Genomic DNA, 25,493 nt, shown 5'->3' with positions numbered 1-25,493 from the left:
CCCCGGATCGCTCCGCTCAGGCGAGTTCCTCGATGAAGGCGGCGAGCTGGGTCAGGTTGCGGCACTCGAACATGGGGAGCAGCTCGCCGTAGCGGGACGCGGCGGAGTCGCCGGTGTCCCAGCGGCTGCGCGGCTCGGGGTTGAGCCAGTACGCGTGCCGGGCCCGGTCCGCCATCGACCGCAGGATCGGCAGGGAGAGCTCCCCGTAGTTGGAGCGCGCGTCGCCGAGGATCAGCAGGGACGTCTTGGACGTGACGGCGTCGCGGTACTTCTCGTCGAACACCTTGATGGCGTGCCCGTAGTTGGAGCGGCCGGTGATCCACACGAGGTCGGCCTCGGCGGCGAGGCGCGCCATCGCGTCCACGACGTCGGTGCCGGGCGCGAAGTACTTGGTGATCTCGTCGGTGGCGTCGATGAACGCGAACGCGCGGACCTTGCTGAACTGCTCCCGCAGCGCGAACGTCAGCAGCAGCGTGAAGTGCGCGAACGCCGACACCGAGTCGCTGGCGTCGCACAGCACGACCAGCTCCGGCTTGTGCGGGCGGCGCGGCCGGTGGTGGGTGGTGAGCGGCACTCCCCCGCTGGCGAGGGACGCGCGGACCGTCCGGCGGAAGTCCAGCCGCCCGCGCCTGCCGTGCCGCTGCCGCTGCACGAGCCGGGCCGCGAGCTTGCGCGCCAGCGGGTACACCTCGCGGCGCAGCGCCTCCATCTCGGCCCGGTTCGCGCTCGCGAAGTCGAGCCGCTCCAGCGGCGGGCGGACGGCGATGCGGGCCGTCCGCTCGACGCCGGTGTCCTCGGCGATGCGGCGCCGCACCTCGCCCGCGACGAGGTCCTGGAAGCGGGCGATGCGATCGCGGAACGTGCGGCGCGCGACCCGCTCGGCCATCCCGCCGCGCTGCCGCCCGTCCAGGACGGCGCCGAGCAGCCGCGCCATGAGCGTGTCCGGCGACAGCGCCGTCAGGACGCCGGACGAGAACCAGGACTCCTGCCCGGGCGTCTGCCCGAACTCGGCGACGGCCGTCCGGGCGAACTGCCGCAGGCCCGCGTCGTCCCCGGAGAGCAGCAGTTCGGCCAGTTCGTCGCGGCGGGCCTGCACCCGCGGGTCCAGCGCGGGCGGGACCGGGCGCCCGTCGTCGCCCAGCGTCCGCGCGCGGCGCTCCGGCGGCGCGCCCGCGCCGTCCCCGACCGCGGCCGGGAACCACAGGTCGAAGAGCGTGTCGAAGGTCGGGCGGTGCTGGGGGCGCTTGACGACCGTCGCGGCGTAGGCGGCGCGCAGCGACTCGCGGTCGAGCAGGTCGATCACCCGCACGGCGCGGACCGCGTCCAGGCCCTCGGCGACCGACACCGGCAGCCCCGCCCTGCGCAGCTCCGCGACGAACCCGGTGTGCCGGTCGACCAGGGACGCCATCTCAGCCCCGCAGTCCGAGTTCCCGGACGGCGCGCTCCTGGTCGGAGACGTGCTTGAGGACGACGCCGAGGGTCCGCGCGACGGCGGCCTCGTCCAGGTCGTCCAGGCCGAGGGCGAGCAGGGTGCGCGCCCAGTCGACGGTCTCGGCGATGGACGGCGCCTTCTTGATCTCCAGGTCGCGCAGCGTCCCGACCGTGCGGACGAGCTGCTCGGCCAGCTCCGCCTCGATCCCCGGCACCTGCGCGAGCACGATGTCGCGCTCCCGCTCGGGCGCCGGGTAGTTCAGGTGCAGGTAGAGGCAGCGGCGCTTGAGCGCCTCCGACAGCTCCCGCGCCGCGTTCGAGGTGATGACCACGAACGGGCGCCGCACCGCGCCCACCGTCCCGAGCTCGGGGATCGTGACCTGGAAGTCCGACAGGACCTCCAGCAGCATGCCCTCCACCTCGACGTCGGCCTTGTCCGCCTCGTCGATCAGCAGGACGGTCGGGTCGGCCCGCCGGATCGCCGCCAGCAGCGGCCGCTCCAGCAGGAACTCCTCGGAGAAGATGTCGTCGTGGGTCTCCTGCCAGGCCCGGTCGGCCGGGGCCGCCTGGATGGCGAGGAGCTGCTTCTTGTAGTTGAACTCGTAGAGGGCGCGGGCCTCGTCCAGCCCCTCGTAGCACTGGAGCCGGATCAGCTCCGCGCCCGTCGACGCCGCGACGGCCTTCGCCAGCTCGGTCTTGCCGACCCCGGCCGGGCCCTCGACGAGCAGCGGCTTCCCGAGCGCCTGCGCGAGGTACACGGTCGTGGCGATCGCCTCGTCCGCGAGGTAGCTGACCCCCGCCAGCCTGGCGGCGACATCGGCCGGCGAGGCGAACATTCCGTCGGTCATCCGTTGCCCTTCTTCGCGGCCCGTTTCGCAACGACCTTCTTGTACTGCTGGTTCGTGCCGGCGAAGACGAGCGTGGTCGCGTCCTCCAGGGACACGCCCCAGTAGGACGCCGTCTGCGGGTCGCCGCCCTTCCAGGAGAAGCGGAACTTGCCGCCGCCCTCGGGGATGACCGCGCCGCTCCACAGCTTCTGCCCGCCGCGCACCCACACGCCGTCGCCGCCGGCCGTGAACTGGAAGTAGTCCTTGGCCGTGCCGACCCAGCGTCCGACGAGCGGCTTGACGTCGGCGGGCTTCACCGCCGGGAGCGGCGCCAGCGTCGTGGCCGGCGCGGACGGCGCCGCGTCCGCGGCGTCCTTCTTCCCGCCCCCGCCGCACCCGGCGAGCGCGAGCACGGCGACGGCACAGGCGCCGAGGACCAGCGAACGGGTCACGGAGACCTCCGGATGTTCTGGGGCGAAAGCGGCAGTGTATTCCGGCTGCTACCTGCGGCGTACACGGTGGTTCGCCCCTCCGGGTGACGCCGCCGGAGAAGCGGCCCGCCTATAACGGAGGCATGACCACCCCACGACTGCCGCGCGAGGACCTGACGGCGGCGATGGCGGCCCGGCGCGAGCTCGGCCCCGACTACGACGACGCCTTCATCGAGGCGGTCGTGGACCGCCTCGATGAGGCCCTGCACGCGCGCACCGCCGGCGCGGCGCGGTCCCGGCGCCGTCCTGCGCCGGAACCGCGCCGCGGCGGCGAGCACATCGCCGCGGCACGCGATCACAGCCTGGCCATGGCGGTGCTCTCGCTGCTCGCCGCGATCCCGCTGAGCGCGATCGCCGTGGTCAACGCGGGCCTCCCCGGGCTCCTGATCGCCGTCGCCGGCGTCGTCCTGGTGAACTTCACCTACAGCTTCCGGCCCCGCTGACGGCTACTTGCCGGGCTCCGGGTCGCGGGGAAGGCCGAGGAGGCGTTCGCCGATGATGTTCAGCTGGACCTCCGTCGTGCCGCCGTAGATGGTCATCGCGCGGCTGAACAGCATGGCGCGGGCGACGATGCCGCTCTCGGCCATCGGGACCTCGGTCGCGGCGGCGGTGCCCTGCGCGGCCCAGCAGTAGTCGGCGACGTCCTGGTTGAACTGGACGCCGAGGAGCTTGCGGACGCTGGCCTCCGCGCCCGGCTCCACGCCGTTCAGCTGCTTCAGCGTCGTGCGCAGGCCGAGCAGGTCGATGGACTGCCCCTGCGCGACGAGCCTGCCGACCTCCGCGGCGGCGACGGCGTCCAGCTCGCGGCCGCCGAAGAACTTCAGCAGCTCGGGGACGCCCATGCCGAGGCCGCCGCCGGTCGACAGCGACACCCGCTCGTTGGACAGCGTGTTCCGCGCGACCTGCCAGCCCCGGTCCACCTCGCCGACGACCTGCTCGTCCGGGACGAAGACGCCGTCCAGGAACACCTCGTTGAACAGCGCCTCGCCGGTCAGCTCGCGCAGCGGGCGGACGTCCACGCCCGCGGCCTTCATGTCGACGAGGAAGTAGGTGATGCCGTCGTGCTTGGCCGCGTCGGGGTCGGTGCGGGCGATGCAGAAGCCCCACTGGGCGTGCTGGGCGAGCGACGTCCAGATCTTCTGGCCGGTGAGCTTCCAGCCACCCTCGACCCGCTCGGCCTTCATCGACAGGGACGCGAGGTCGGAGCCGGCGCCCGGCTCGGAGAACAGCTGGCACCAGACGATCTCGCCGCGCAGCGTCGGGCGCAGGAAGCGCTCCTTCTGCTCGTCCGAGCCGTAGCGGACGAGGGAGGGCACCAGCCACGCGCCGATCCCGAGGTTCGGGGCCTTGACCTTGGCGGCCCGCAGCTCCTGCTGGATGAGGATCTGCTCGACCGGCCCGGCCTCGCGGCCCCACGGCTTCGGGAAGTGCGGGACGGTCCAGCCCTCGTCGCCCAGCCGGGCGGCCCTGTCCTCGGCGGCGGCCAGCTCGGCGATCTCGGCGCGGATCCGCTCGCGCAGCGGCTGGGCGTGCTCGTCGAGTTCGAGGACGACCTCGCGGCGCCCGCCGTCCAGCGCGAGCCCGGCGACCTTGGCGGCCCAGTCCTTGGACGGGCCGAGCAGCGACCGCAGGGTGAGGGCGCGGCGCAGGTAGACGTGCGCGTCGTGCTCCCAGGTGAAGCCGATGCCGCCGAGGATCTGGATGGCGTCGCGGGCGGTCTGCACGCCGGCGTCGACCGCGATGACGGCGGACACCGCGGCGGCGAACCCGGCTTCCCCGGTGCCCTCGTCCATGGCGCGGGCGGCGTCCCACGCGGCGGCGCGGGCCTGCTCCAGCGCGATCAGGCTGCGGGCGGCCTTGTGCTTGACGCCCTGGAACTGCCCGATCGGGCGGCCGAACTGCTCGCGGACCTTCGCGTACTCGGCCGCGGTGCCGACCAGCCAGCCGGCGAGCCCGGCGGCCTCGGCGCCGAACAGCGCGGCGGCGATGTCCCTGACCCGGCCGGTCGTGAGGCCGTCCACGACGCGGTCGGCGGCGACGGCCACGCCGGACGCCTCGACGGCGGCGACGCGGCGGACCCGGTCCAGGCTCGCGACCGGGGTGACGGCGAGGTCGGCGGCGTCGACCACGACCCACTGCTCGCCGTCGTCCGCGGCGACCGGCAGGACGATCACGTCGGCGAGCGCGGCGCCGAGCACCGTCCCCGACGTGCCGGACACGACCAGGGAGTCCCCGTCGCGGCGGCCGGTCAGCGCGCCGTCCAGCGCGACGGCGGCCGTCTTCGACCCGTCGGCGAGCGCGGGCAGCAGCTCCGCGCGCAGCTTGGCGTTGCTGGACGCGTCGACGACCGCGCCGGCGAGGACGGTCGGCAGGAACGGGCCGGGCGCGGCGGCGCGGCCCAGCTCCTCCACCACGACCGACAGCTCCAGCAGGCCGTAGCCCTGCCCGCCGTGCTCCTCGTCCAGGTGCAGGCCCAGCAGGCCCTGCTCCGCCAGGGCGGGCCAGAACCCGGGCCTGGTCTCCTCGTCCGCGTCCAGCACGGCCCGGACGGCCGTCGCCGGGATGTTGCGCTCGGCGAAGCCGCGCACCGATTCGGCGAGCGCCTCGTGCTCCTCGGTCAGCCCGATGGCCATGCGTAACCCTCTCTCAGACCTTTTGACCGAGATTCTAGAACAGGATTCGGATCAGTGGGAGGAGCGACCCGGCTTCTCAGCCCTCGCGTGTCGCGGTGGCGTCCGGCTCGTCCGCCCCGACCTCGCGCAGCGGCTCGCTCAGCCCCTTGCCGGACGCCTTGCGGCCGGCGGCGAGGCTCGCCACGGTGGTGGCCGCGAGGGTCCCGGCGATGACCGCGAGGGACACCCAGATCGGGATCTCGGGCGCCCAGCCGACACCGTACTCGTGCAGCGCGTGGAAGATCAGCTTGACCCCGATGAAGCCGAGGATGAGCGCCAGCCCGTGCGCCAGGTAGACCAGCCGGTCGGTGAGGCCGCCGATCAGGAAGTACAGCTGGACGAGGCCCATCAGCGCGAACGCGTTTGCCGTGAACACCAGGTACGGCTCGGTGGTCAGGCCGAAGATCGCCGGGATGGAGTCCAGCGCGAACAGCACGTCGGTCGAGCCGATCGCGATCATCACGATGGCCATCGGCGTCACCAGCCGGCGGCCGTTCACCCGGGTGAGGAACCGGCTGCCCTCGTACTCGTCCGAGGTCGGGATGACGCGCTTGGCCCACCGCAGCAGGCGGTTCTCCTTGAACTCGTCCTCGTCGTCGCCGCGCACCAGCCCGATGGCGGTCCAGATGAGGAACGCGCCGAAGATGAAGAAGACCCACGTGAAGGTCGAGATCGCCGCGGCGCCGACCGCGATGAAGATGCCGCGCAGCAGCAGCGCGATCACGATGCCCGCCATCAGCACGGTGTGCTGCGCCTGCTTCGGCACCGCGAACCGCGTGAGGATCACCATGAACACGAAGAGGTTGTCGACGCTCAGGCTCTTCTCGGTGACGAACCCGCCGAAGTACTCGCCGGCGTACCGGCCGCCGGCGACGAGCCAGACGCCGATGCCGAACAGCGCGGCGAGGCCGATGTAGATCGCCGACCAGAACGCGGCCCTGCGGGTCGTGAACTCCCGCGTGTCGTTCCTGTGGATCAGGAACAGGTCGGCGGCGATGACGGCGAGGATCCCTGCGATGGTGAGGCCCCACACCATGGGTGAGACGGACACGTGAACACCTCCAGCGGACACGAACGAGCGCTGGAGGTCTCTCCCGCCCTGAAAGGACGTGCGGGCCGCGGAACCCGGGCCGGTATGGACCGACCGTATTGACGAGAACCGCGCGCGGGGATACTCCCCTCCACTTGCCTAGTTGAACGCGGGCCGCGTCCGCGGCGTTCCCCGTCCGGCGAGCTTTCTCGAACCCGTTCCGAACCCCGTCCCCGGTTAGCGCGTCTAAGGCGCGGCGGCGGGTTCAGCGGCGGGTGCCGGTCAGCTCCCGGTAGACGCCCGCGAGCTGGTCGACGGCGTCCTCCTCGCCCGGCAGCAGCGCCGACCGCTCGGCCGCGGCCTGGCCGAGGCGCGCCGCGAGCGACGGGTCGTCCAGGACGCGGCTCACCGCGCGTTCCAGCGCCTCCGCGTCGCCCGGCGGCACCAGCAGCGCCGCGTCGCTCTCCGGGCCCTGCAGCAGCGACCCCTCCGCGGGCCGCTCCGCCGCGCCGACCATGCCCGGGATCCCGCCGACGCGGGTGGCGACCAGCGGCCGCCCCGCCCGCAGGATCTCCTGGACGATCAGCGGCTGCCCCTCCCACACGCTCGGCACGACCGCCACGTCGCAGGCCGCCAGCAGGGCCGGCACGTCGGAGCGGCGGCCGAGCAGCCGGACGGGCAGGTCCTCGGCCTCGATCCGGCCGCCGAGGTCGGCCTCCAGGGGACCGTCGCCGGCGATCGCGACGAGCGGCGGCGGGGTGCGCGCCGCCCACACCGCGGCGGCGTCCAGCAGCGTCGGCAGGCCCTTCTGCTCGGCGAGCCGCCCCACCGTGAGGATCAGCGGCCGCTCCCCCACGCCCAGCTCGTTCCGCAGGTCGGCGCGGACGGCCGGGCCCGGCTGCGCCCGCGGCGCCGGGGCGGGGACGATCGCGTGGCCCACCGACCGGGCGCCGAGGGAGCGCATCCGCTCCTCAAGGTCGGGCGAGACGCCGAGGACGCGGGCGGCGCCGCGCGCCACCACGCGTTCCAGCGCCCCGTACACGGCGGCCGTCCGCCCGCCCGCGATGACGGCGTTGTGCAGGGTGACGACCAGCGGCGGGCCGCCCCGCGAGAACCGCAGCGGCCCCGGCGCGAGCCGCGCCCCCGCCGCCGCGGCGAGCGCGCCCGCCCGCAGTCCGTGGGCGTGCACCACGTCGGCGCCGCGGACCAGCGAGCGCAGCCGCGCCACGGCCTTCGCGTCGTGCACCGGGCGGGGCCGGTCGGCCAGGTCGACCTCGGCGAACCGGGCGCCGGCGGCGCCGAAGCCGAACTGCTCCTCGGTCGCGGCGGGCCCGCACACGAGCACGCGGGCGCCGCGCCCGGCGAGGCCCGCCGCGACGGACCGCACGTGCCGTCCGACGCCGCCCGCGCTGGTGCCGAGGACGATCGCGACGCGCAGCCCGTCCAGGTCCCGGTCGTCAGCCATTGCGTGTCACCTTCCGGGTGAGGACGGCGCGCAGGTCACGGCCGTCGATCAGGAATGCGAGGATCAGGAACACCGCGGCGGCGGCCAGCGCGGCCAGCGCCCCGCTCCCGACGTTGCGCAGCTCGCCGGCCGGGCCGGTGCCGCCCGGGCCGAGCAGCGCCGCGACCGCGTAGCCGGCGCCGCCGCCCGCCGCCCCGCCCAGCAGCCCGGCCGCCAGCGCGCGCGGCAGCCCCCGCGCGGACGCCGCTCCCCGGGCCCGGACGAGCGTGCCCAGCAGCAGCGCGCCCGCGACGGTCATCCCGGCCGCGTTGCCGATGCCGAGCGCCGCGACGACCCACTGCCGGTCGACCGACAGCACCAGCGCGACGTCGGCGACCATCACGACCGCCCACCCGGCCACGACCGCCGCGGCGCCCATCCGCCCCCGGTGGCAGGCGAACAGGACGCGCCCGAGGTGCGCGACGAGCCCGTAGCCGAGCAGGCCCGGCGCGAACGCGAGCACCGCGCGCGACAGCACCTCCTGCTGGTCGGGGTGCCCCGGGTTGAACACCGCCGCGACCGGCACGGCGACGGCCGCCAGCGCCGCGGCCCCCGCGCACGACACCAGGATCACCGCGCGGGTCGTGGACGCGGTGACCTGGTCGAACCGGTCCTGCTCCCCGGCGCTGATCCGCGCCGACAGCAGCGGGAACGCGCTCGTCGCGATCGGCACCGCCAGGATCGCCCACGGCAGCAGGTAGATCGCCCACGCGTACTGGTAGTTGGCGAGCGCGCCGCCGGTGCCCTCGTAGCTGAGCCGGACGACCAGCAGCGCCGACAGCTGCTGCGCCGCGACCGTGGCGAGCCCGGCGACCGCGAGCCGCCGCACCCGCCGCGCCACGCCGTCCGGGAAGCGCAGCGTCGGGCGCAGGCCGAGCTTCAGCCGCCACGCCGCGATCCCGGCGGTCGCGGCCATCGCGACGCCGCCGAGCGTCGTCCCGATCGCCAGCGTCAGCTCCGCGTCCAGCGGCAGGCCCGCGAGGTCGTTCTCGAAGCCGCGGCCGAGCGGCGCGTACGCGACGTAGGCGCCGATCACCACCAGGCTCGACATCAGCGGCGCCAGCGCGGGCGCGGCGAACCGGCGGTGCGACTGCAGCAGCCCGTACAGGACGACCGCCATCCCGTACATGACCATCTGCGCCGACATGATCGCGAGCATGGTGGAGCCGACGTCCACGATGTCGCCGCGCGAGCAGCCCTTCAGGTCGCCGCCGACCAGCAGCTCCATGATCGGGCGGGCGCCGAGCGCCATCAGCGCCGACAGCGGCACCATCAGCACGACGATCCAGGTGAGCAGCGCCGACCCGATCCGGCGGACCTGCTCGCGGTCGCCGCGCTCGGCGGGCCCGGCGAGCACCGGCACGACCATGCTGGCGAGCGCGCCGCCCGCGACGATCTCGTAGACGATGCTGGGGAACTGCGTCGAGGTGAAGTACGCCTGGCTCAGGCACGACGTGGTGACCGTCTGCGAGAAGGCGTAGGTGCGCCCGAACCCGGCGAGCCGCGCCAGGACGGTGAGGACCGCGATGACGACGGCGGCGCCCGCGAGGCCGCCGGTCAGCCGGCGCACCACCGGGGAGCGCCGGGCCGGGGAGGACGTTTCGGGAGGGGTCACGCTCGTGGACGTTCCGCGGGGGCCGCCGGTCGCACCTAGGCGGGACCCGCGGCGACGCCGTTGCCTGCCGCGCCCGTTCCCGCCGACCCGGCCTGCGGCGGGACGGACGGGCGGAACGCGTCCTCGGCCGCCGGCTCGCCGGCCGGGGCGGTCGCCGGCTCGCCGGCCGGCGCGGGCGCGGGCGCGGGCGCGGCGGCCGGGCGGCGGCCCAGCATGTCGACGCGGTTCAGCACCGGGTTGCCCGCGATGACCTTGGTGAAGCTGACGACCTCGCTGGCGGCGTTCAGCCCGGCGAGCCCGGCCAGCACGGCGAGCCGCGGCCCCCGCCCGAGCCGGGTCGCGGCGAGGCCGAGCAGCGCGCCGAGCGCGTTGGCGCCGGTGTCGCCGAGCATCGCGCGCTCGCCGAGGTCCTCGGGGAGGAGCGCGGCGGCGGCGCCGAGCGGCGCCGCGACGACGGCGGCGCCCGGCCGCGTCAGCGCCAGCGGCGCGCCGGTGATGAGGCCGACCTTGATCGCCCGGCCGGGGCGCAGGTCGAACAGGTTCATGAGGTTCGCCGACCCGGCGATGATCGCGCCGTTGACGAGGGCGTCGAAGGCGCGCCCGGCCCGGGACGGGGCGGGCGACCCGGCGACCGCGGCGGCGGCCAGCCCGGTCGCGCCGATGCCGAGGATCTTCACCGCGCCGCTGGTGACCTCGCCGCGGGCCAGCGCGGTCAGGTGGCCCTTGAAGCCGCGGGACGCGCCGGAGCCCGCGAGGTCGTCGTATCCGCCGAGGACGCCGGACCCGGCGCCGGCGAGCAGCGCGGCGGCGCGCATCCGGCCGGCGGCGCCGGGGGCGAGCAGCCCGGCCGCGGCGGCGCCCGCGACGAACGCGGGGCCCTCCAGCAGCGTCACCGGCTCGCCGCGGTGGTTGGTGCGGCCCCAGACGTCCTCGCCCCGCAGGCCGTTCAGCCCGGGCGGCCGCCGGGTCAGCGCGGCGTAGGCGGCGCGCGCCGCCACGGCGCCGAGCCCCATGCCGGCCGCGAGCCGCGCGCCCCCGCCGATGCCTCGTGTCATCAGGTCACCCGTTCTTCCCCGCCGTGGGCGCGGGCGAGGGCAGGTAGCCGCTCACGCCGGCGCCCGTCCCGTACTGCCCGGACTTGCCGCCGATCTCCTTCTGCAGCGCCAGGATCACCACGACCTGCCCGGACGCGGTGTCCACCGCGTCCACGGTGGAGACCGAGTCGCCGGCGTCGGAGTCGCGCAGCGCCGCGATCAGCCCGCCCTCCTGCGCGGAGGTCGGCGGGCCACCGACGACGGTACCGCGCCCGGCGCCGTCGAGGGCGGCGGCCAGCGAGATCAGCGCCTTGTTGGCCTCGTCGCCGCCCTCGTAGGCGTACGGCGCCGCGGGCGCGACCATGACGGCGAGGGTCCCGTGCTGGCCCGGCTTGCCGCTGGTGGTGACGTACCCGGCCTCCTTGAAGCCGTTGAGGACGGCGCCGCCGGCGGCGTCCTCGCGGCCGGACCTGGCGGGGTCCTTGGTGACGAGGGCGTTCGCCAGGACGGCGCCCGCCTTGTCGTAGGCGCTCGCGTCGGCGGGGAACTCGACGCCGCCGGCCTTCAGCTGGGTGGACAGCTCGTCGACGGTCGTCCGCTGGTCGGCGTCCAGGAGCTTCTTCTGGATCGTGACGCGCCCGGTGACGGCGGCGCCGGCGTTCTTCGCCAGCTCGCTGACCTGCTCGATGCTGTCGTTGCCGGCGCCGGGCGTCTCGACGAGCACGACCGACTGGCCCTTCAGCCGGTTCTCGACGATCTGCGGCGCCAGCGCCTTGGTGAACTGCTCCTGCCCGTTCACCCGGTGCTGCAGGTCGCGCTGCGCCACCCGGGCCTGCTGGGCGGTCTTGGCCGCCGAGTTGGCCTGCTGGCGCAGGGTGTCGCTCACCGAGTTCGACAGCGTCGTGGAGCCCAGCACGATGCCGAGCGCCAGCGCGAGGAAGATCGCGACGATGGAGACGAGATGGTAGCGGAAATCGATCACGTGAAGAGTCCGGTCAGCCAGAAGACGAAGGCGTGCCAGCGGTCGGCGAGCAGGGGACTGATGACGTCCCCCGCCGGGGACATGGCGACGGCGGTGACGATGGCGATGAACGCGCCGAGGACGAGGAACAGCAGCGACCAGGTGGAGATCCGGCTGCGGTAGAGCCTGCTGACGCCCTTGGCGTCGACGAGCTTGCTGCCCACCCGGAGCCTGGTCAGGAACGTGCTGGCCATGCCGGCGCGGCCCTTGTCGAGGAACTCCACCATGTTGGCGTGCGTGCCGACCGCGACGATCAGGGTCGCGCCCTTGTCGTCGGCGAGCAGCATCGCGATGTCCTCGCTGGTGGCGGTGGCCGGGAACACCACGGCCTCCTGCCCCAGCTCGTGGACGCGCTTCAGGCCGGGCGCCCGCCCGTCCCGGTAGGCGTGCACGACGATCTCGGCGCCGCAGGTGAGCGCGTCGTCGGACACCGAGTCCATGTCGCCGACGATCATGTCGGGGCGGTAGCCGGCCTCCAGCAGCGCGTCGGCGCCGCCGTCCACCCCGATCAGCACCGGGCGGTACTCGCGGATGTAGGGCCGCAGGGTGGCGATGTCCTCGCGGTAGTGGTAGCCGCGGACGACGATCAGCGCGTGCCTGCCGTTGATCCTGGTGGTGACGTCGGGGACGCCGACGCCGTCGATGAGGAGGTCGCGCTCGCGCTTGACGTACTCCATCGTGTTGGCGACGAACGCCTCCAGCTGGGACGCGAGCCCCGCCTTGGCCTCGGTCAGCGCCGTCTCGACGGACTCGGCCGTCTGCTCGGTGCCCTTGGCGACGACGTCCTCGCCGCGGTGCACGGCGGGCCCCTCGACGCGGACCTGGTCGCCCTCCTGCAGCTTGCCGAAGATCTCCGGGCCGACGTCGTCCAGCAGCGGGATGCCGGCCTCGATCAGGATCTGCGGGCCGAGGTTCGGGTAGCGGCCGGAGATGCTCGGCGCGACGTTCACGACGGCGCCGACCTCGCACGAGACCAGCGCCTCGGCGCTGACGCGGTCGAGGTCGACATGGTCGATCACCGCGACCTCGCCGGGCTGCAGCCGCTTGGTCAGATCCTTGGTGCGTCGGTCGAGCCGGACCGTGGAGCTGACCCCGGACCGGCCGTCGTCGCGGCCGCGGCCGAGCGTGAGCACCCGGCGGGGCAGCTTCCGCGACAGCCGGACGCCCCGCTCGGCGCCGGGCTCGGTGGTGGGTGACGGGTCGTTCATCACCGACCATCCTGCCAGAGCGCGGCGGCCGTCGCCGGAAAGCACGACCGTCCAGGCGCGTCCGCTCGGGCACGCTCCGTGACCGTCCGGCCGGTCACCGCTCCTCGGCGGCCATGGCGAGCAGTTCCTCGGCGTGCGCGCGGCCGAGCTCGGAGTCCTCCAGGCCGGCGAGCATCCGCGACAGCTCGCGGACGCGCCCCTCCCGGTCCAGGGCGGTGACGCCGCTGCTGGTCACGGTCCCGTCGTCGGACTTCTCCACCACCAGGTGCTGGTCGGCGAACGCCGCGACCTGCGGCAGGTGCGTGACGACGATCACCTGGGCGTTGCGGGCCAGCCGCGCCAGCCGCCGCCCGATCTCCACCGCGGCCTTGCCGCCGACGCCCGCGTCGACCTCGTCGAACACGAACGTCGGGACCGGGTCGGCGCCCGCGAACACGACCTCGATCGCCAGCATCACCCGGGACAGCTCGCCGCCCGAGGCGCCCTTGTGCAGCGGCAGCGGCGGCGACCCCGGATGCGGCGCGAGCCGCACCTCGACCTCGTCGACGCCGTGCGGCCCGTAGTCGCCGGCCGGGTTCACCGTGACGGAGACGCGGGCGTGCGGCATCGCCAGGGCCGTCAGCTCCTCGGTGACGGCGGCGGAGAACCGCTCGGCGGCGCGGGTGCGGACCGCGGTCAGCTCCCCCGCCTCGGCGGCGAGCCGCTCGGCCAGCTCGGCGTGCTCGCCGCGCAGCTCCTCGATGCGGTCGTCGTCGCCCTCCAGCTCGGTGAGCCGGGCCGCCGCCGCGCGCGCCCATTCGAGGGCCGCCGCGGCCGTCCCCTCCGCCCCGCCGTACTTGCGGGTCAGCGCGGTCACCTCGGCGCGCCGCTCCTGGACGGCGGCGAGCCGCGCGGGGTCGGCGTCCACCGACTCGGCGTAGGACGCGAGGTCGGTGCCGACGTCCGAGACCAGGTAGCCGGCCTCGGCGAGCCGGTCGGCGAGCGCCGCCAGCTCCCGGTCGTGGTCGCGGACGGCGTCCAGGGCGTTGCGGGCCTGGCCGAGCAGGTTCGCCACGTTGGCGGCCTCGAACGCGGCGGCGGGGTCGCCGAGCAGCGCCTCGTGCGCGGTGTCGGCGGCGCCGCGCAGCGCGTCGGCGTGGCCGAGGCGCTCCTCCTCGGCGGCGAGATCGGCGTCCTCGCCGTCCTTCGGGTCGACCTTCTCGATCTCCTCCAGGCCGAAGCGGAGCACGTCGGCCTCCTGGGACCGCTCGCGCGCCCGCGTCGTCAGCTCCTCCAGCAGCGCGCCGACCTGGCGGTGCCGCTGGTACGCCTTGGTGTAGGCGCGCATCGGCTTGGTCAGCGCGGCGCCCGCGTACCGGTCGAGCGCGGCGCGCTGCCGCCCGGCCTGCAGCAGCCGCTGCTGGTCGGACTGGCCGTGCACGGCGACCAGGTCGTCCGCGAGGTTGATCAGCACGTTCACCGGGACGGACCGGCCGCCGAGGAACGCGCGGGAGCGGCCCTCCGCCGACACCGACCGGGTGACGATCAGCGCGCCGTCGTCCAGCTCGCCGCCGGACTCCTCGACCCGCTCCACGACGCGGCCGCCCGGATCGACGACGATCCGGCCCTCGACCGTGGCGCGGCCCGCGCCCGGCCGGACGCGCTGCGGGTCGGCGCGGCCGCCGAACAGCAGCCCGAGGCCGGTGACCACCATGGTCTTGCCCGCCCCGGTCTCCCCGGTCACCACGTTGAAGCCCGGCGACAGATCGAGCACGGCCTCGTCGATCACACCGAGGCCCTGGATCCGCACCTCATCGACCATCGGACGCACCGGCGTCACAACCCTCCGAAAACAGATCCCCGATCAGCGCCTGTGGAGATTATCTCCTCTGCCCGCCGGACGCCTCCCCGTCCGATTCGCCGGGCAGGCCGCCCGGCGCGAATCCCGGCCCCGGGGGGCCGGCCACCCCGCCGGCCGCCGGGGCGTCCCCGACCTGCGAGTCGCCGAGCGGCGGGGACGGCCGGGACGGCTGCCTGACCCGCCCCCGCCACCCCGTCACGGGCAGCCCGAACTTGGTGACCAGCCGGTCGGTGAACGGGGTGAGGTGCAGCCGGGCGAGCCGCACCGGCACCGCGCCGCGGCGGACCTCCACCCGCGCGCCGGGCGGCAGGTCGAGGGTGCGGCGGCCGTCGCACCACAGGACGGCGCGGGGCGTGCCCGGCAGCACCTCGACGGCGACCGACGAACGCGGCGACACCACCAGCGGGCGGGCGAACAGCGAGTGCGCGCTGATCGGCACGACGAGCATCGCCTCGACCTCCGGCCACACGACCGGGCCGCCGGCGGAGAACGCGTAGGCGGTGGAGCCGGTCGGCGTGGCGCACACCACACCGTCGCAGCCCCAGTTCGACAGCGGGCGGCCGTCGATCTCGGCGACGACCTCCAGCATCCGCTCCCGCTCGGCCTTCTCGATGCTCGCCTCGTTCAGCGCCCAGGTCGTGCCCAGCACGCCGCCGTTGCGGCGCGCGACGACGTCGACGGTCATGCGCTCCTCGACGTCGTAGCGGCGGGTGACGACCCGGTCGACGGTGGCGGCGAGGTCCTCCCGCTCGGCCTCGGCGAGGAACCCGACGTGGCCGAGGTTGACGCCGAGCAGCGGCGTCCCGGACGCGCGGGTCAGGTCGGCGGCGCGCAGCAGCGTCCCGTCGCCGCCGAGGACCATGACGACCTCGGCCTCGTCGGCCGCGGCCGCGGTGCTGGGCATGACCTCCACGCCCGTGCGGCCGATCGTCGCGGCCTCGTCGTCCAGGACCCGCACGCGGATCCCGGCCTCGCTGAGCCGCTCGATGACCAGCTGCGCGCTGCGGACGGCCTCCGGCCGCCCGGTGTGCGTCACCACCAGCACCGACCTTCTGCTCATGCTCACGCCCCACTCCCCGACGCGTTTCCGCGTACAGACGTCTGGACGAACGTCCCCCGCGCGGACGTTCCCGTTTCGGACGCCCTCTGTACGTTCCGGGGAGCGTGCCCGTTCGCGGGCCGGCCGGTCATCGCGGACCCTCCTCGATCGCCGTCGCCAGCGCCGCCTCGTCCAGCGGCGGGGCGCCCGCGCGCAGCCACAGGAAGTACTCGACGTTCCCGGACGGGCCCGGCAGCGGGCTCGCCGTCACCCCGAGGACGCCGAGGCCGAGCGTCGCGGCGTGCCCGGCGACCCCCCGGACGGCGTCGGCGCGCAGCTCCGGGTCGCGGACCACGCCGCCCGCGCCGACCCGGTCCTTGCCGACCTCGAACTGCGGCTTCACCATGACCGCGTAGTCGGCGCCGGGCGCCACGCACTTCTGGACCGGCCCGAGGACGAGCCTCAGCGAGATGAACGACAGGTCGCCGACGACCAGGTCGGGGGGCGGGTCGCCGAGCGTCCCGGGCCGCAGGTCGCGGATGTTGACCCGCTCCATGACGGTGACGCGGTCGTCGGTGCGCAGCGGCCAGGCGATCTGCCCGTAGCCGACGTCGACCGCGTACACGTGCGCGGCGCCCGCGCGCAGCAGGACGTCGGTGAACCCGCCGGTGGAGGCGCCGGCGTCCAGGCAGGCGCGCCCCCGCACCGCCAGGCCCGCGAACGCCTCGAGCGCGCCCGCGAGCTTGTGCCCGCCGCGCGACACGTACTCCGGCCCGCCGCCTGCCTCCTCGACGAGGATCGCGGCCCCGGCCTCGACCTGCGTCGCGGCCTTCGCCGCCCGCTGCCCGCCGACCCGCACCCGGCCGTCGCCGATGAGCTGCCCGGCGTGCTCGCGGGACCGCGCGAGCTTCCTCCGGACGAGCTCGGCGTCGAGCCTGCGCCTGGCGCTCACGGGCGGGGCCGCAGGGCGGCGGGGAAGGCGGGGCGCGGCGGCTGAGACGGCTGCGACGGCTCGTCCTGGCCGGCGGACGCGAGCAGCTCCTGGAGCCGCCGGTGGACGTCCTCGTAGATCTCCACGTGCTCGGAGACGGACCGCCCGCCCAGTTCGCCGAGCGGCGCCACGGCGGCGTCCACGCGCGGATCGCCGGTGGGGCCGGGCAGCGGCGCGGCCGGGAAGTCCGGCTCCGGCGCCCCGGACGCCTCCGGCGCTCCCGGCACCTCCGGGACGGCGGCCGGCACCGGCTGCGCGGCCGGGAGCCCCGGCGTCTCCGCGGCCTCGTCGGACATCACGTTTTACCTCCCAACGGTCCGGAGCGCCCGCGACGAGTCGCCTCCGGCTCATCCCGAACGCTACCGTCCCTGAACGACATCGTTGCCGGACGAACGGGGAACGGCCTGACCATGGCGAACGAGGAGGACTGCCGTGCGGCACTGGAGCGCGTCGCGGCGCGCCTGGCGGAGGTGGACGGCGACCGGCTCGCCGAGCACGTCGTCGAGCGGACGATCAGCTGCCGCATCCCGGACCTCGGACTGGCCTACCGAAGCCGGCTGCACGAGGGCGGCCTCGACCCGTTCGAGCCCGACGGCGACCCCGGGACCGCGCAGGTGCGCCTCACCGTCGACAGCGACGACCTCGTCGCCATGGCGCACGACGAGCTGAACCCGGCCAAGGCGTGGGCCACCGGCCGCGTCAAGATCGAGGCGAGCATCTTCGACCTGCTCAGGCTGCGCAGGCTCCTCTAGAGCGGGAGGCTCTCCAGCGCTCCGGCGAGGGCTTCGGGGGGCGGCGGCACGTCGGTCTCCCAGGCGGCGGACGCGAGGGCGCGCAGCCCGTCGTAGGGGTCGCCGGAGCCGGTGACGGTGAAGGCTCCGCCCGCGCGCCGGGCCGTCCAGCCGCCGCAGCCGTGCCCGCCGTCCGCCCGGACGACCTCCGGGTGCGGGACGAGCAGCCCGGTCAGGTCGGGGGCCAGGTAGCCGGGGCGGCGGTTCGGCGGCGCCGTGAGGGCCTGCATGTGGCCGGTGACGCCGGTGAAGACGAGCAGGCTGTCGGCGCCGCCGTTCCAGGCGCCTTCGATGTCGGTGTCGAGGCGGTCCCCGACCACCAGGGGCCGCCGGGCGCCGGTGCGCAGGATCGACTCCTGGTGCAGCGGCCGCTCGGGCTTGCCGGTGATGACCGGCTCGACGCCGGTCGCCGCGCTGATCACGCGCAGCAGGGACCCGTTGCCGGGGTGCGGCGGCCCCTCGCCGCCGGGGATGGTCAGGTCGCCGTTGGAGCCGACGAACAGGGCGCCCATGCTGACGGCCTGCGCGCCCTCCGACAGCGCCCCGTAGGCGAGGTCCGGGTGGTAGCCCTGCACGACGGCGGCGGGCCGTCCGGCCGCGGTCGACACCGGCCGCAGGCCCTGCGCGTACAGGGCGTGGCGCAAGCCCATGCCGCCCACCACGAGCACCTCCGACCCGGCCGGCAGCCGCTCGGCGAGCAGCCGCGCGGCGGCCTGCGCGGACGTGACCACGTCGCCCGCGTCGGCCGGGACGCCGACCTCGGTGAGCAGCGCCGCGACGGCCGACGGGGTCCGGGACGCGTTGTTGGTCACGAACGCGAGCCGCTGCCCGGCCGCGCGCGCCTTGGCGAGCGACTCGGCCGCCGCCGGGACGGGCCTGCGGCCGACGTAGACGACCCCGTCGAGGTCGAGCAGGGCGACGTCGTACGCCTCGCTCAGGGGACGGTCGCTGCCTTTCATCGCGCTCCTCATGCGTGCGATCGTACGGGGGGTTGTTACCCATGGGTAATGGGCGGGTCAGCGCCGGGCGGCGAGGGTGGCCCTGGCCTGCCGCAACGCCTTCAGGTAGTCCTGGTTCTCGGGGCGCATGGCGGCGGCGAGCGCGAACTGCTCGACGGCGCCCTCGACGTCGCCCAGGCGGCTCAGCGCCAGCCCGAGCGCGAACCGCGCGTAGTCCTCGGCGGGCTCCTCCTCGACGATCCCGCGGAAGCTCTCGGCCGCCGCGCCGAACTGCCGGGCGCCGAACTGGGCGCGGCCGAGCGCCTCCCGGATGCTGTGCGACCCCGGCTCGGCCTCCGCCGCCCTGGCCAGCAGCTGGAGCGCGGCGGCGGCGCTGCCGGAACGCAGCAGCTCCAGGCCCCGCGTGTACCACTCGTAGACCCCGCCCCCCGGCGGGGCGGGGTTCTCCCCGGGGGCGTCCCCCGGGGAATCCTCCGGCCGTCCAGGCCCTTGAGCCTTCATATGGACCTCCCCTCGGATCACTCCGACCGTACCCGGCGGGGCGCGGGCCGCCCCGCGCTGAATAGCATGCCCACCGTGGACGACGACCTCCCCTCCGGCCTCGCGCCGGAGGAGTTCAGCGCCCGGATCTTCGGGACGGCCGGACCGCGCACGGGCGCGGGCCTGGAGCTCGCCCCGTTCCGCGGCGTCCGGTTCGTCCCCGAGGTGGCCGGCGACCCGGCGTCGGTGACCATGCCGCCGTACGACCTGATCGACGAGGCGGCCGCGCTGCGGCTGCTGGCGGGCGGCGGGCACAACATCGTCCGGCTCAACCTGCCGCGCGCCGCCGGGGAGGACTACGGCGCGGCGGGCGACCGGCTCCGCCGCTGGCTGGACGAGGGCGCGCTCGCCGTCGACCCCGACCCCGCCCTCTACGTCTACGAGGCCGCCCGCGGCGGGACCGTCCTGCAGCGCGGCCTGATCGGCGGCCTGGGCCTGCGCGCGGAGGCCGACGGGGTCGTGCTGCCGCACGAGAACGTGTTCCCCGGCCCGGTCCGCGACCGGCTCGCGCTGATGGCGGCCGCGAACGCCAACCTGGAGCCGATCTTCCTGGTGTACGAGGGCGGCGGCGACGCGGCCGGGATCGTCGACGACGCCGCCTCCCGGCCTCCGCTGACCGAGTTCGACGCGGACGACGGGCTGACGCACCGGCTGTGGCGCATCACCGACCCCGGCTCGCACGCGCGCGTCGCCGCCGACCTCCGCGACAAGCAGGCCCTCATCGCCGACGGCCACCACCGCTACGCGACCTACCGCGCCCTGCAGGCGCGCCACCACGCCGCCGGTGACGGCCCCGGGCCCTGGGACGAGGGACTGGCCCTCCTGGTCGACTCCACGCGGTACCCGCCGCATCTGGGCGCGATCCACCGCGTCCTGCCCGGCCTCCGTCCGGAGGACGCGGCGGAGAAGGCGCGCAAGGCGTTCCGCGTGACGGACTTCTCAGACGAGGAGTCCGCCATCGAGGCGCTCGCCGACGCGGACGGCTCCGCGTTCCTTCTCGGCGGGGGCGGCACCCTCCACCTCCTCACCGACCCCGATGAGGGCGCGCTCGCCCGCTGCATGCCGTCCGACCACTCCCCGCGCTGGTGCGGGCTCGACACCGCCGTCCTGGACCATCTCCTCATCGGCGCCTTGTGGCACGTCCCCGAGAACGAGAACGCCATCGAGGTCGTGCACGACGACCCGTCCGCCGCCATCGCCCGCGCGCGGCGCACCGGCGGCACGGCGGTCGTCCTGAACCCGCTGAAGGTCGAGGACGTGCTCGCCGTCGCGGGCGGAGGCGAGCGGGTGCCGCGCAAGTCGACGTCGTTCGGGCCGAAGCCCCGCACCGGTCTCGTCCTGCGGCTCCTCGACCCCGGCACGCCCGAGAGGCCATGATCGGGGAATGGACACCGCGACCACGATCACTCCGCTCGGCGGGGACGTCTACGAGATCGACACCCGGATGGCCGGATACACCGGGATCACCGCCGGATACCTGATCCTGTCCGACCGGCCATGCCTGGTGGAGCCCGGCACGTCCGGTTCCGCGCCCGTGGTCCAGGCGGCGCTCCGGGAGCTGGGCGTCGGGCCGGACGACCTGGCGACCGTGGTCGTGACGCACATCCACCTCGACCACGCGGGCGGTGTCGGCGACATCGCGGAGATGTACCCGGGGGCCGAGGTCGTCGTCCACGAGAAGGGCGCGCGCCACCTGGCCGACCCGGCGCGCCTCATGCGCAGCGCGCGCATGGTGTACGGGGACAGCCTCGACGCCCTGTTCGGGGAGCTGAAGCCGACGGACGCGGCACGGATCCGGGCCGTCGAGGACACCGGCGTCATCGACCTCGGCGGCGGGCGGCGGCTGGAGTCGCACTACTCCCCCGGCCACGCCAAGCACCACGTCGGGCTCATGGACTCCCAGACCGGCGACCTGTACGTGGGCGACGCCGCCGGCATCTACATCCCGGAGACGGCGGACGTGAAGCCGGCGACCCCGCCGCCGGACTTCGACCTCGCCACCGCGCTGGCGTCCCTCGGCAGGTTCCGGTCGCTGGGCCCGCAGCGGCTGCTGTTCGCGCACTACGGGCCCGTCACCGAGGTGGACGACACGCTCGAACGGTCGGCGGAGGAGCTCCGCGTCTGGGTGGACGCCGTCCAGGACGCCAAGGACCAGGACCTCGACCTCGACCACGCCGTCGCCATGGTCGTGGACCGGACCAGGAGCCGCTACGCCATCATGGCCGACGACGTCGACCCCGGCCTGGTCGCCAGGTACGAGGTGCTGAACAGCGCCGAGAGCAACGTCCTCGGCATCCTGCACGCGCTCGGCAGGCACGCCTGAGGTCGCCGCACGGCCCGGCCCCTCAGCGGCGGAACGGGCCCGTGACCTCGAAGGTGCAGCCGTCCGTCCCGGCGATGAAGCCGCTCTTGCCGCGCTGGGACGAGAAGTAGAGGCGTGAACCGTCCGGGCTGAAGGCGCAGCCGGTGATCTCCGACTCGTCGTGGCCGAGGACGCGCAGGAACGGAGTCACGACGCCGTCCGTGGTGATGAGGTTGATCTCCATGTTGTCGCCGTCCTCGGCGACGTAGAGGTCACCGGACGCTGTGGCGGTCACCGCGTCGACGCCGTGCAGGGGCGCTTCGCCAGTGGTGACGAGGTCGTCGTCGTAGGCGATGTCCAGGCGCCCGTTGGCCGCGTCGTAAGCCCACACACGGTTGTCGCCCTTGGTGGTGAAGTAGCAGACGCCGTGCGTGTAGTAGCACCCCTCGCCGCCGTCGAAACGCATGGCTTCGGCGACCTGCTCACGGGTCGGCGTAAGCCAGATCTGCGGGTTCGGGACCTTCGCCCAGCTGACGGGGCCCGTCCCAGAGCCGACCAGGACTTCGAGCGTCCCCGACGACAGGTCGCCCCACGTCTTCGGACGGAACCGGTAGAAGCAGCCGTCCCCCTGGTCCTCGGTCAGGTAGACGACCTTGCGCTCAGGGTCGGATGCCGCGGCCTCATGCTTGAACCTGCCCAGCGCCGGGCGCGCCACCGCCGACTTCTGCCCGCGCGGGTCCGTCTCGTAGACGAGGCCGAAGTCGTGCTCCTCGCACGACAGCCACGTGTTCCACGGCGTCGCCCCGCCGGAGCAGTTGAGCGTGGTGCCGTTCAGGATCCGGTACGCGGACGTCACCTTCCCGGACGCGTCGAACCGCACGGCGGACACGCCGCCGACCACGGGGACCTCCGAGTTGCTGACGTAGATCCAGCCGTCCCCGTCGGCGAAGCAGGCGCCGCCGTCGGGCGCCGCGTGCCAGGTGTACCGCGTCCCTTCGACGCGCTGCATCGACCGCGCGACGACCCGGCTCGTGAACCCGTTCGGCAGCTGCACTCCGTTGCCGTCCACGGCTTGCAGCGGCCCGTACGGGCTCGGGCCGGGCTGCGCGGGCCCCGCGGCGAAGGCCCGCTGCCACAGGGCGCCGGAGAACGCGGTCGTCCCGCCGGCGACGGCGGTGGCGCGCAGGAACGTACGTCGGTTCAGGGGCATGACTCTCCTCAAGGAGTCGATCACCGCCGGACGTGTCCGGCGGCCCCCCGAACGGCGCGGTCCCGTGAATATCCGGGAAACCTACTCGCCAGTCAAGTACCGGTGGTCAATCCCCGCGCGGCGGCCGCTCCTCGTCCGCCGGCTTCGGCTCCAGGAACACCGCCGGGGCCTGCGGAGCGTCCTCGTCGGACGCCTCCAGCACCTCGGGCTCGGCAGGCTGGAACGCGATGTCCGTGGCCGCCCCGGCGACGCCTTCCGCCTCCGCGACGCCTTCCGCCTCCGCGACGCCTTCCGCCTCCGCGACGCCTTCCGCCTCGGCGACGTCCTCGCCCTCGTCGACGTCCTTGCCCTCGTCCTCGTCGACCGCGTCTTCGCTGACCGCGTCTTCAGTGATCGCGTCCTCGGTCTCGGCGCTGCCACCCTCTTCAGGCACGACGACGCCGGTAGCCGTGTCGCCGGAGGTGTCGACCGCCTCGCCAGCGGCTGCCTCTACCTCGGTCACCTCTACCTCGGCTGCCTCGACATCGGTCGCCTCTATCTCGTCTTCCTCGGTGTCGAGGATGTGCAGACCTTCCAGCTCCGCGTAGCGTTCGGCGGCGTCGGTGTCGCCATCGCGGTCGGCGGCGGCGGCCCGGGCGAACCAGTCGGCCGCCTCGTCCGTCCTGCCGGTCTCGGCGAGCGCGTCCGCGTAGGCGTAGAACAGCCGCATCGACCACGGCCGGAGCCGCCGGTCGCGCAGTTCCGGGATCTGCAGGGTGACCACGGCCGCGTCGTACTGGCCCATGTCGCGGCGCACGCCCGACTCGACGATGCGGAGCTCGACGCGTCCCATCGGGTCGAGCTTCGCCGCCTCCGGCGACTTGATCAGGTCGAGGGCGCGTTCGGGACGGCCGAGGCCGCGCTCGCAGTCGACCATCACCGGCAGATAGGAGTCGTCGCCCGCGCCGAGCCGCCGCGCGGCGCGCAGCTCGGCGAGCGCGTCCGCCCATTCGCCCGTGTGGTACGCCGCGATCCCGGCCGCCTCCCGGACGATCCCGACCCGGGACGCGAGCCGCCGCGCCGCCTTCGCGTGCCTGTAGGCCTGCTCGGGCTCGTCCTCGGCCAGCCGGCCAGCCATCACGAGATGGCGCGCGACCTTGGTCGCCAGTTCCTTCGGCAGCGTGCGCAGCTCGACGCGCGCGTCGGCGTCGAGTTCCTCGCCGGTGACGTCGTCCGGCAGGAACGGGTCGTCGTGCCCGGGGCGGTCCGGCTCATCGGATCGCGGCCGCCTGTCCTGCCGGTCGCGCGGCGGGCCGTACGACCGGCCGCCGTCCTGCGGACCCTTCGGCCCGCGTCCCTTGAACGGCCTGTCACGGTCTCCCGGACGCCCTTCGCGCTTGCCCTCGAACCTGCGTCCGCCCGGCCGGTCGTCCCGGTCCTTGAACCGGCGCTCGCCCTGGCCCCCAGCGGGCCGCGGACCGCTTGGACGCCCGTCACGCCGCGGACCTGCCCCCTGGCCTTGGCGGGGCCCGCCGAAGCGCCCTTCGCGACGCTCTCCGCCCTGCCCCTCGAACCGCCGCTCACCTGGCTTACCGTGGCCGCCGCGGGGCTTGTCGAACCGCCGCTCCCCGGCCTCGCCCGACCCACCGCGCGGTCCATCGAACCGCCGCTCACCAGGCTTGCCCTGGCCACCGCGCGGCCCATCGAATCGCCGCTCGCCAGGCTTGCCCTGACCGCCACGGGGCTTGTCGAACCGCCGCTCGGCCGGTTTGCCGTCACCACCACGCGGCTTGTCGAACCTGCGCTCACCAGGCTTGCCCTGACCGCCGCGCGGCCCGTCGAAACGGCGTTCGCCCGGCTTGCCATGTCCGTCACGGGGCTTGTCGAATCGCCGCTCGCCCGGCTTGCCCTGACCGCCACGCGGCTTGTCGAACCGCCGCTCCCCAGCCTCGCCCGACCCACCGCGCGAACCCTCGAACCTGCGCTCGCCAGGCTTGCCCTGGCCGCCGCGCGGTCCATCGAACCGCCGCTCGCCAGACTTACCGTGACCGCCGCGCGGTCCATCGAACCGCCGCTCGCCAGACTTACCGTGACCGCCGCGCGGTCCATCGAACCGCCGCTCAGCGGGCTTGCCCTGGCTGCCGCGGGGGCCGTCGAAACGGCGCTCACCGGGCTTGCCCTGGCCTCCACGCTGGCCGCCGAAACTGCGCTCGCCCGGCCTGCCCTGACCACTGCGCGGTCCCTCGGACCGGCCTGCTCCGCGGTCATCACGCGGGCCGCCGAAGCGTCCCTCGCGACGGTCGTCAGAACGTCCCTCACGGGATTCGGTACGCGGATCATCGGAACGCTTGAAGGGACGGCCGGGCTTCCGGTCATCGCGCTGAGCGCGCGAGTCCCGGTCCTTCCAGCCACCGCCGGCGGGACGGCCTCGTCCCGCCTGCGGACCACCACCGCGAGGCGCTCCACTACGAGGCGCTCCGCCGCGGGGCCCACCGCCCTTGCGGTCCCCGGAACCCGCCGGGCCGCCACGGGCGTTGCCCCCGCGGCGCGGCGGCGTGTTCCGTCGCCCGTTATCGCCCCGCCGCTCGCGGCTGTCGTCGCTGCGGCTGTCCTCTTCCGCGCTCATCACGTCCGTCACTGTTCTTGATGGTGGTTCGTGGACACTTGCAGCCTACTTTGGCTGGGCCACGACATGCGTCGAGGGCCGCCCCGAAAAATTGGGGCGACCCTCGACCAATATGAGTCCGGCGGTGTCCTACTCTCCCACACAGTCTCCCATGCAGTACCATCGGCGCTGAAGGGCTTAACTTCCGGGTTCGGGATGGGACCGGGTGTTTCCCCCTCGCCAAAACCACCGAACGTCTCAACGCACCACCCCCACGGGGGTGGGCAAGTCGACGTCCGAGCAACCAGGCTCGGCAACCAAATACAGTTATATGTACTACGGGTTCCCAGGATTGTTTCCTGAGAACCACACAGGGACGCGAACAACTCACAGCGATTCGGATT

General features: G+C 74.6%; 22 protein-coding genes, 1 rRNA gene and 1 pseudogene. 5 read left to right on the top strand and 19 right to left on the bottom strand.

The features are described 5' to 3' along the window. Positions 1–16: 16 nt before the first annotated feature. From ACA511_RS27555 to ACA511_RS27545, 3 genes are read right to left on the bottom strand one after another with little or no spacing between them, the layout of a single operon-like run. Positions 17–1,408: a VWA domain-containing protein gene (locus ACA511_RS27555; protein ID WP_375027525.1), complete on the bottom strand. Its 1,392-nt coding sequence runs from the start codon at positions 1,406–1,408 to the stop codon at positions 17–19. A gap of 1 nt (position 1,409) precedes the next feature. Next, positions 1,410–2,279 carry an AAA family ATPase gene (locus ACA511_RS27550; RefSeq protein WP_375027524.1) on the bottom strand — a complete coding sequence of 290 codons (870 nt, stop codon included), beginning with the start codon at positions 2,277–2,279 and terminating at the stop codon, positions 1,410–1,412. Further along, on the bottom strand, positions 2,276–2,710 hold the full coding sequence (locus ACA511_RS27545) for a hypothetical protein (RefSeq protein WP_375027523.1): 435 nt from the start codon (positions 2,708–2,710) through the stop codon (positions 2,276–2,278). The genes ACA511_RS27550 and ACA511_RS27545 overlap by 4 nt, the downstream gene beginning before the upstream one ends. 122 nt (positions 2,711–2,832) lie before the next feature. On the opposite strand from ACA511_RS27545, the gene ACA511_RS27540 reads away from it, so the two are divergent. After that, complete coding sequence (locus tag ACA511_RS27540) at positions 2,833–3,192, top strand: hypothetical protein (RefSeq protein ID WP_375027522.1); 360 nt, start codon at positions 2,833–2,835, stop codon at positions 3,190–3,192. 3 nt (positions 3,193–3,195) lie between these two features. Here ACA511_RS27540 and ACA511_RS27535 read toward each other — a convergent pair whose 3' ends face one another. The 11 genes and pseudogenes from ACA511_RS27535 to ACA511_RS27485 form a co-directional block, all read right to left on the bottom strand. Further along, positions 3,196–5,382 (bottom strand): acyl-CoA dehydrogenase, encoded by a 2,187-nt coding sequence (locus ACA511_RS27535; protein ID WP_375027521.1) that lies wholly within the window; start codon positions 5,380–5,382, stop codon positions 3,196–3,198. A gap of 76 nt (positions 5,383–5,458) precedes the next feature. Then, positions 5,459–6,472: a TerC family protein gene (locus tag ACA511_RS27530; RefSeq protein WP_375027520.1), complete on the bottom strand. Its 1,014-nt coding sequence runs from the start codon at positions 6,470–6,472 to the stop codon at positions 5,459–5,461. Positions 6,473–6,716: 244 nt separating this feature from the next. Beyond that, entirely contained in the window at positions 6,717–7,916 is a 1,200-nt protein-coding gene (locus ACA511_RS27525; RefSeq protein WP_375027519.1) for a glycosyltransferase family 4 protein, read from the bottom strand. Further along, positions 7,909–9,570, bottom strand: a complete 1,662-nt coding sequence (murJ, locus tag ACA511_RS27520) for a murein biosynthesis integral membrane protein MurJ (RefSeq protein ID WP_375027518.1) — start codon at positions 9,568–9,570, stop codon at positions 7,909–7,911. Before murJ ends, ACA511_RS27525 begins: the two co-directional genes overlap by 8 nt. 35 nt (positions 9,571–9,605) lie before the next feature. Further along, entirely contained in the window at positions 9,606–10,625 is a 1,020-nt protein-coding gene (locus ACA511_RS27515; protein WP_375027517.1) for a hypothetical protein, read from the bottom strand. Between the two features lie 4 nt (positions 10,626–10,629). Further along, a complete protein-coding gene (locus ACA511_RS27510; protein WP_375027516.1) occupies positions 10,630–11,586 on the bottom strand; it encodes a copper transporter in 957 nt (318 codons plus the stop codon). Continuing rightward, positions 11,583–12,833 carry a putative cytokinetic ring protein SteA gene (gene steA / locus ACA511_RS27505; RefSeq protein WP_375027515.1) on the bottom strand — a complete coding sequence of 417 codons (1,251 nt, stop codon included), beginning with the start codon at positions 12,831–12,833 and terminating at the stop codon, positions 11,583–11,585. The genes ACA511_RS27510 and steA overlap by 4 nt, the downstream gene beginning before the upstream one ends. Before the next feature lie 94 nt (positions 12,834–12,927). Continuing rightward, positions 12,928–14,634 carry a DNA repair protein RecN gene (gene recN / locus ACA511_RS27500; protein WP_375027514.1) on the bottom strand — a complete coding sequence of 569 codons (1,707 nt, stop codon included), beginning with the start codon at positions 14,632–14,634 and terminating at the stop codon, positions 12,928–12,930. A 208-nt stretch (positions 14,635–14,842) separates the two neighbouring features. Then, positions 14,843–15,733 (bottom strand): annotated as a pseudogene (locus ACA511_RS27495) (NAD kinase); the annotation flags it as partial. A 127-nt stretch (positions 15,734–15,860) separates the two neighbouring features. Continuing rightward, the gene (locus tag ACA511_RS27490; RefSeq protein ID WP_375027513.1) at positions 15,861–16,664 is read right to left on the bottom strand and encodes a TlyA family RNA methyltransferase; all 804 of its coding nucleotides are present in this window, start codon (positions 16,662–16,664) and stop codon (positions 15,861–15,863) included. Beyond that, a complete protein-coding gene (locus ACA511_RS27485) occupies positions 16,661–16,999 on the bottom strand; it encodes a hypothetical protein (RefSeq protein ID WP_375027512.1) in 339 nt (112 codons plus the stop codon). The genes ACA511_RS27490 and ACA511_RS27485 overlap by 4 nt, the downstream gene beginning before the upstream one ends. Positions 17,000–17,113: 114 nt before the next feature. Between ACA511_RS27485 and ACA511_RS27480 the strand changes: the two genes are divergently transcribed. Further along, positions 17,114–17,455, top strand: a complete 342-nt coding sequence (locus ACA511_RS27480) for an SCP2 sterol-binding domain-containing protein (RefSeq protein ID WP_375027511.1) — start codon at positions 17,114–17,116, stop codon at positions 17,453–17,455. Here the strand turns inward: ACA511_RS27480 and ACA511_RS27475 are convergent. Together ACA511_RS27475 and ACA511_RS27470 are read right to left on the bottom strand one after the other, a co-directional pair. Continuing rightward, positions 17,452–18,453 (bottom strand): HAD-IIA family hydrolase, encoded by a 1,002-nt coding sequence (locus ACA511_RS27475; protein WP_375028072.1) that lies wholly within the window; start codon positions 18,451–18,453, stop codon positions 17,452–17,454. The two genes, ACA511_RS27480 and ACA511_RS27475, sit on opposite strands and share 4 nt — an antisense overlap. A 57-nt stretch (positions 18,454–18,510) precedes the next feature. Further along, positions 18,511–18,954, bottom strand: a complete 444-nt coding sequence (locus ACA511_RS27470) for a tetratricopeptide repeat protein (RefSeq protein ID WP_375027510.1) — start codon at positions 18,952–18,954, stop codon at positions 18,511–18,513. Positions 18,955–19,020: 66 nt separating this feature from the next. Between ACA511_RS27470 and ACA511_RS27465 the strand changes: the two genes are divergently transcribed. After that, positions 19,021–20,370, top strand: a complete 1,350-nt coding sequence (locus tag ACA511_RS27465; protein WP_375027509.1) for a DUF1015 family protein — start codon at positions 19,021–19,023, stop codon at positions 20,368–20,370. Between the two features lie 7 nt (positions 20,371–20,377). Continuing rightward, complete coding sequence (locus ACA511_RS27460; RefSeq protein ID WP_375027508.1) at positions 20,378–21,316, top strand: MBL fold metallo-hydrolase; 939 nt, start codon at positions 20,378–20,380, stop codon at positions 21,314–21,316. Positions 21,317–21,338: 22 nt separating this feature from the next. On the opposite strand, the gene ACA511_RS27455 is transcribed toward ACA511_RS27460, so the two are convergent. Beyond that, positions 21,339–22,505, bottom strand: coding sequence for an alkaline phosphatase PhoX (locus ACA511_RS27455; protein ID WP_375027507.1), 1,167 nt, complete (start codon positions 22,503–22,505; stop codon positions 21,339–21,341). 106 nt (positions 22,506–22,611) lie between these two features. Then, positions 22,612–23,622, bottom strand: coding sequence for a hypothetical protein (locus ACA511_RS27450; protein WP_375027506.1), 1,011 nt, complete (start codon positions 23,620–23,622; stop codon positions 22,612–22,614). A 6-nt stretch (positions 23,623–23,628) separates the two neighbouring features. Here ACA511_RS27450 and ACA511_RS27445 point away from each other — a divergent pair, with 6 nt between their 5' ends. Then, a complete protein-coding gene (locus ACA511_RS27445; protein WP_375027505.1) occupies positions 23,629–25,131 on the top strand; it encodes a hypothetical protein in 1,503 nt (500 codons plus the stop codon). Between the two features lie 95 nt (positions 25,132–25,226). Here ACA511_RS27445 and rrf read toward each other — a convergent pair. Continuing rightward, positions 25,227–25,343: ribosomal RNA gene (rrf, locus tag ACA511_RS27440) — 5S ribosomal RNA — on the bottom strand. Between the last annotated feature and the right edge of the window lie 150 nt (positions 25,344–25,493).

Source organism: Actinomadura sp. GTD37 (assembly GCF_041951365.1).
GTDB lineage: Bacteria > Actinomycetota > Actinomycetes > Streptosporangiales > Streptosporangiaceae > Spirillospora.
This window is presented reverse-complemented; position numbering and strand designations above follow the sequence as displayed.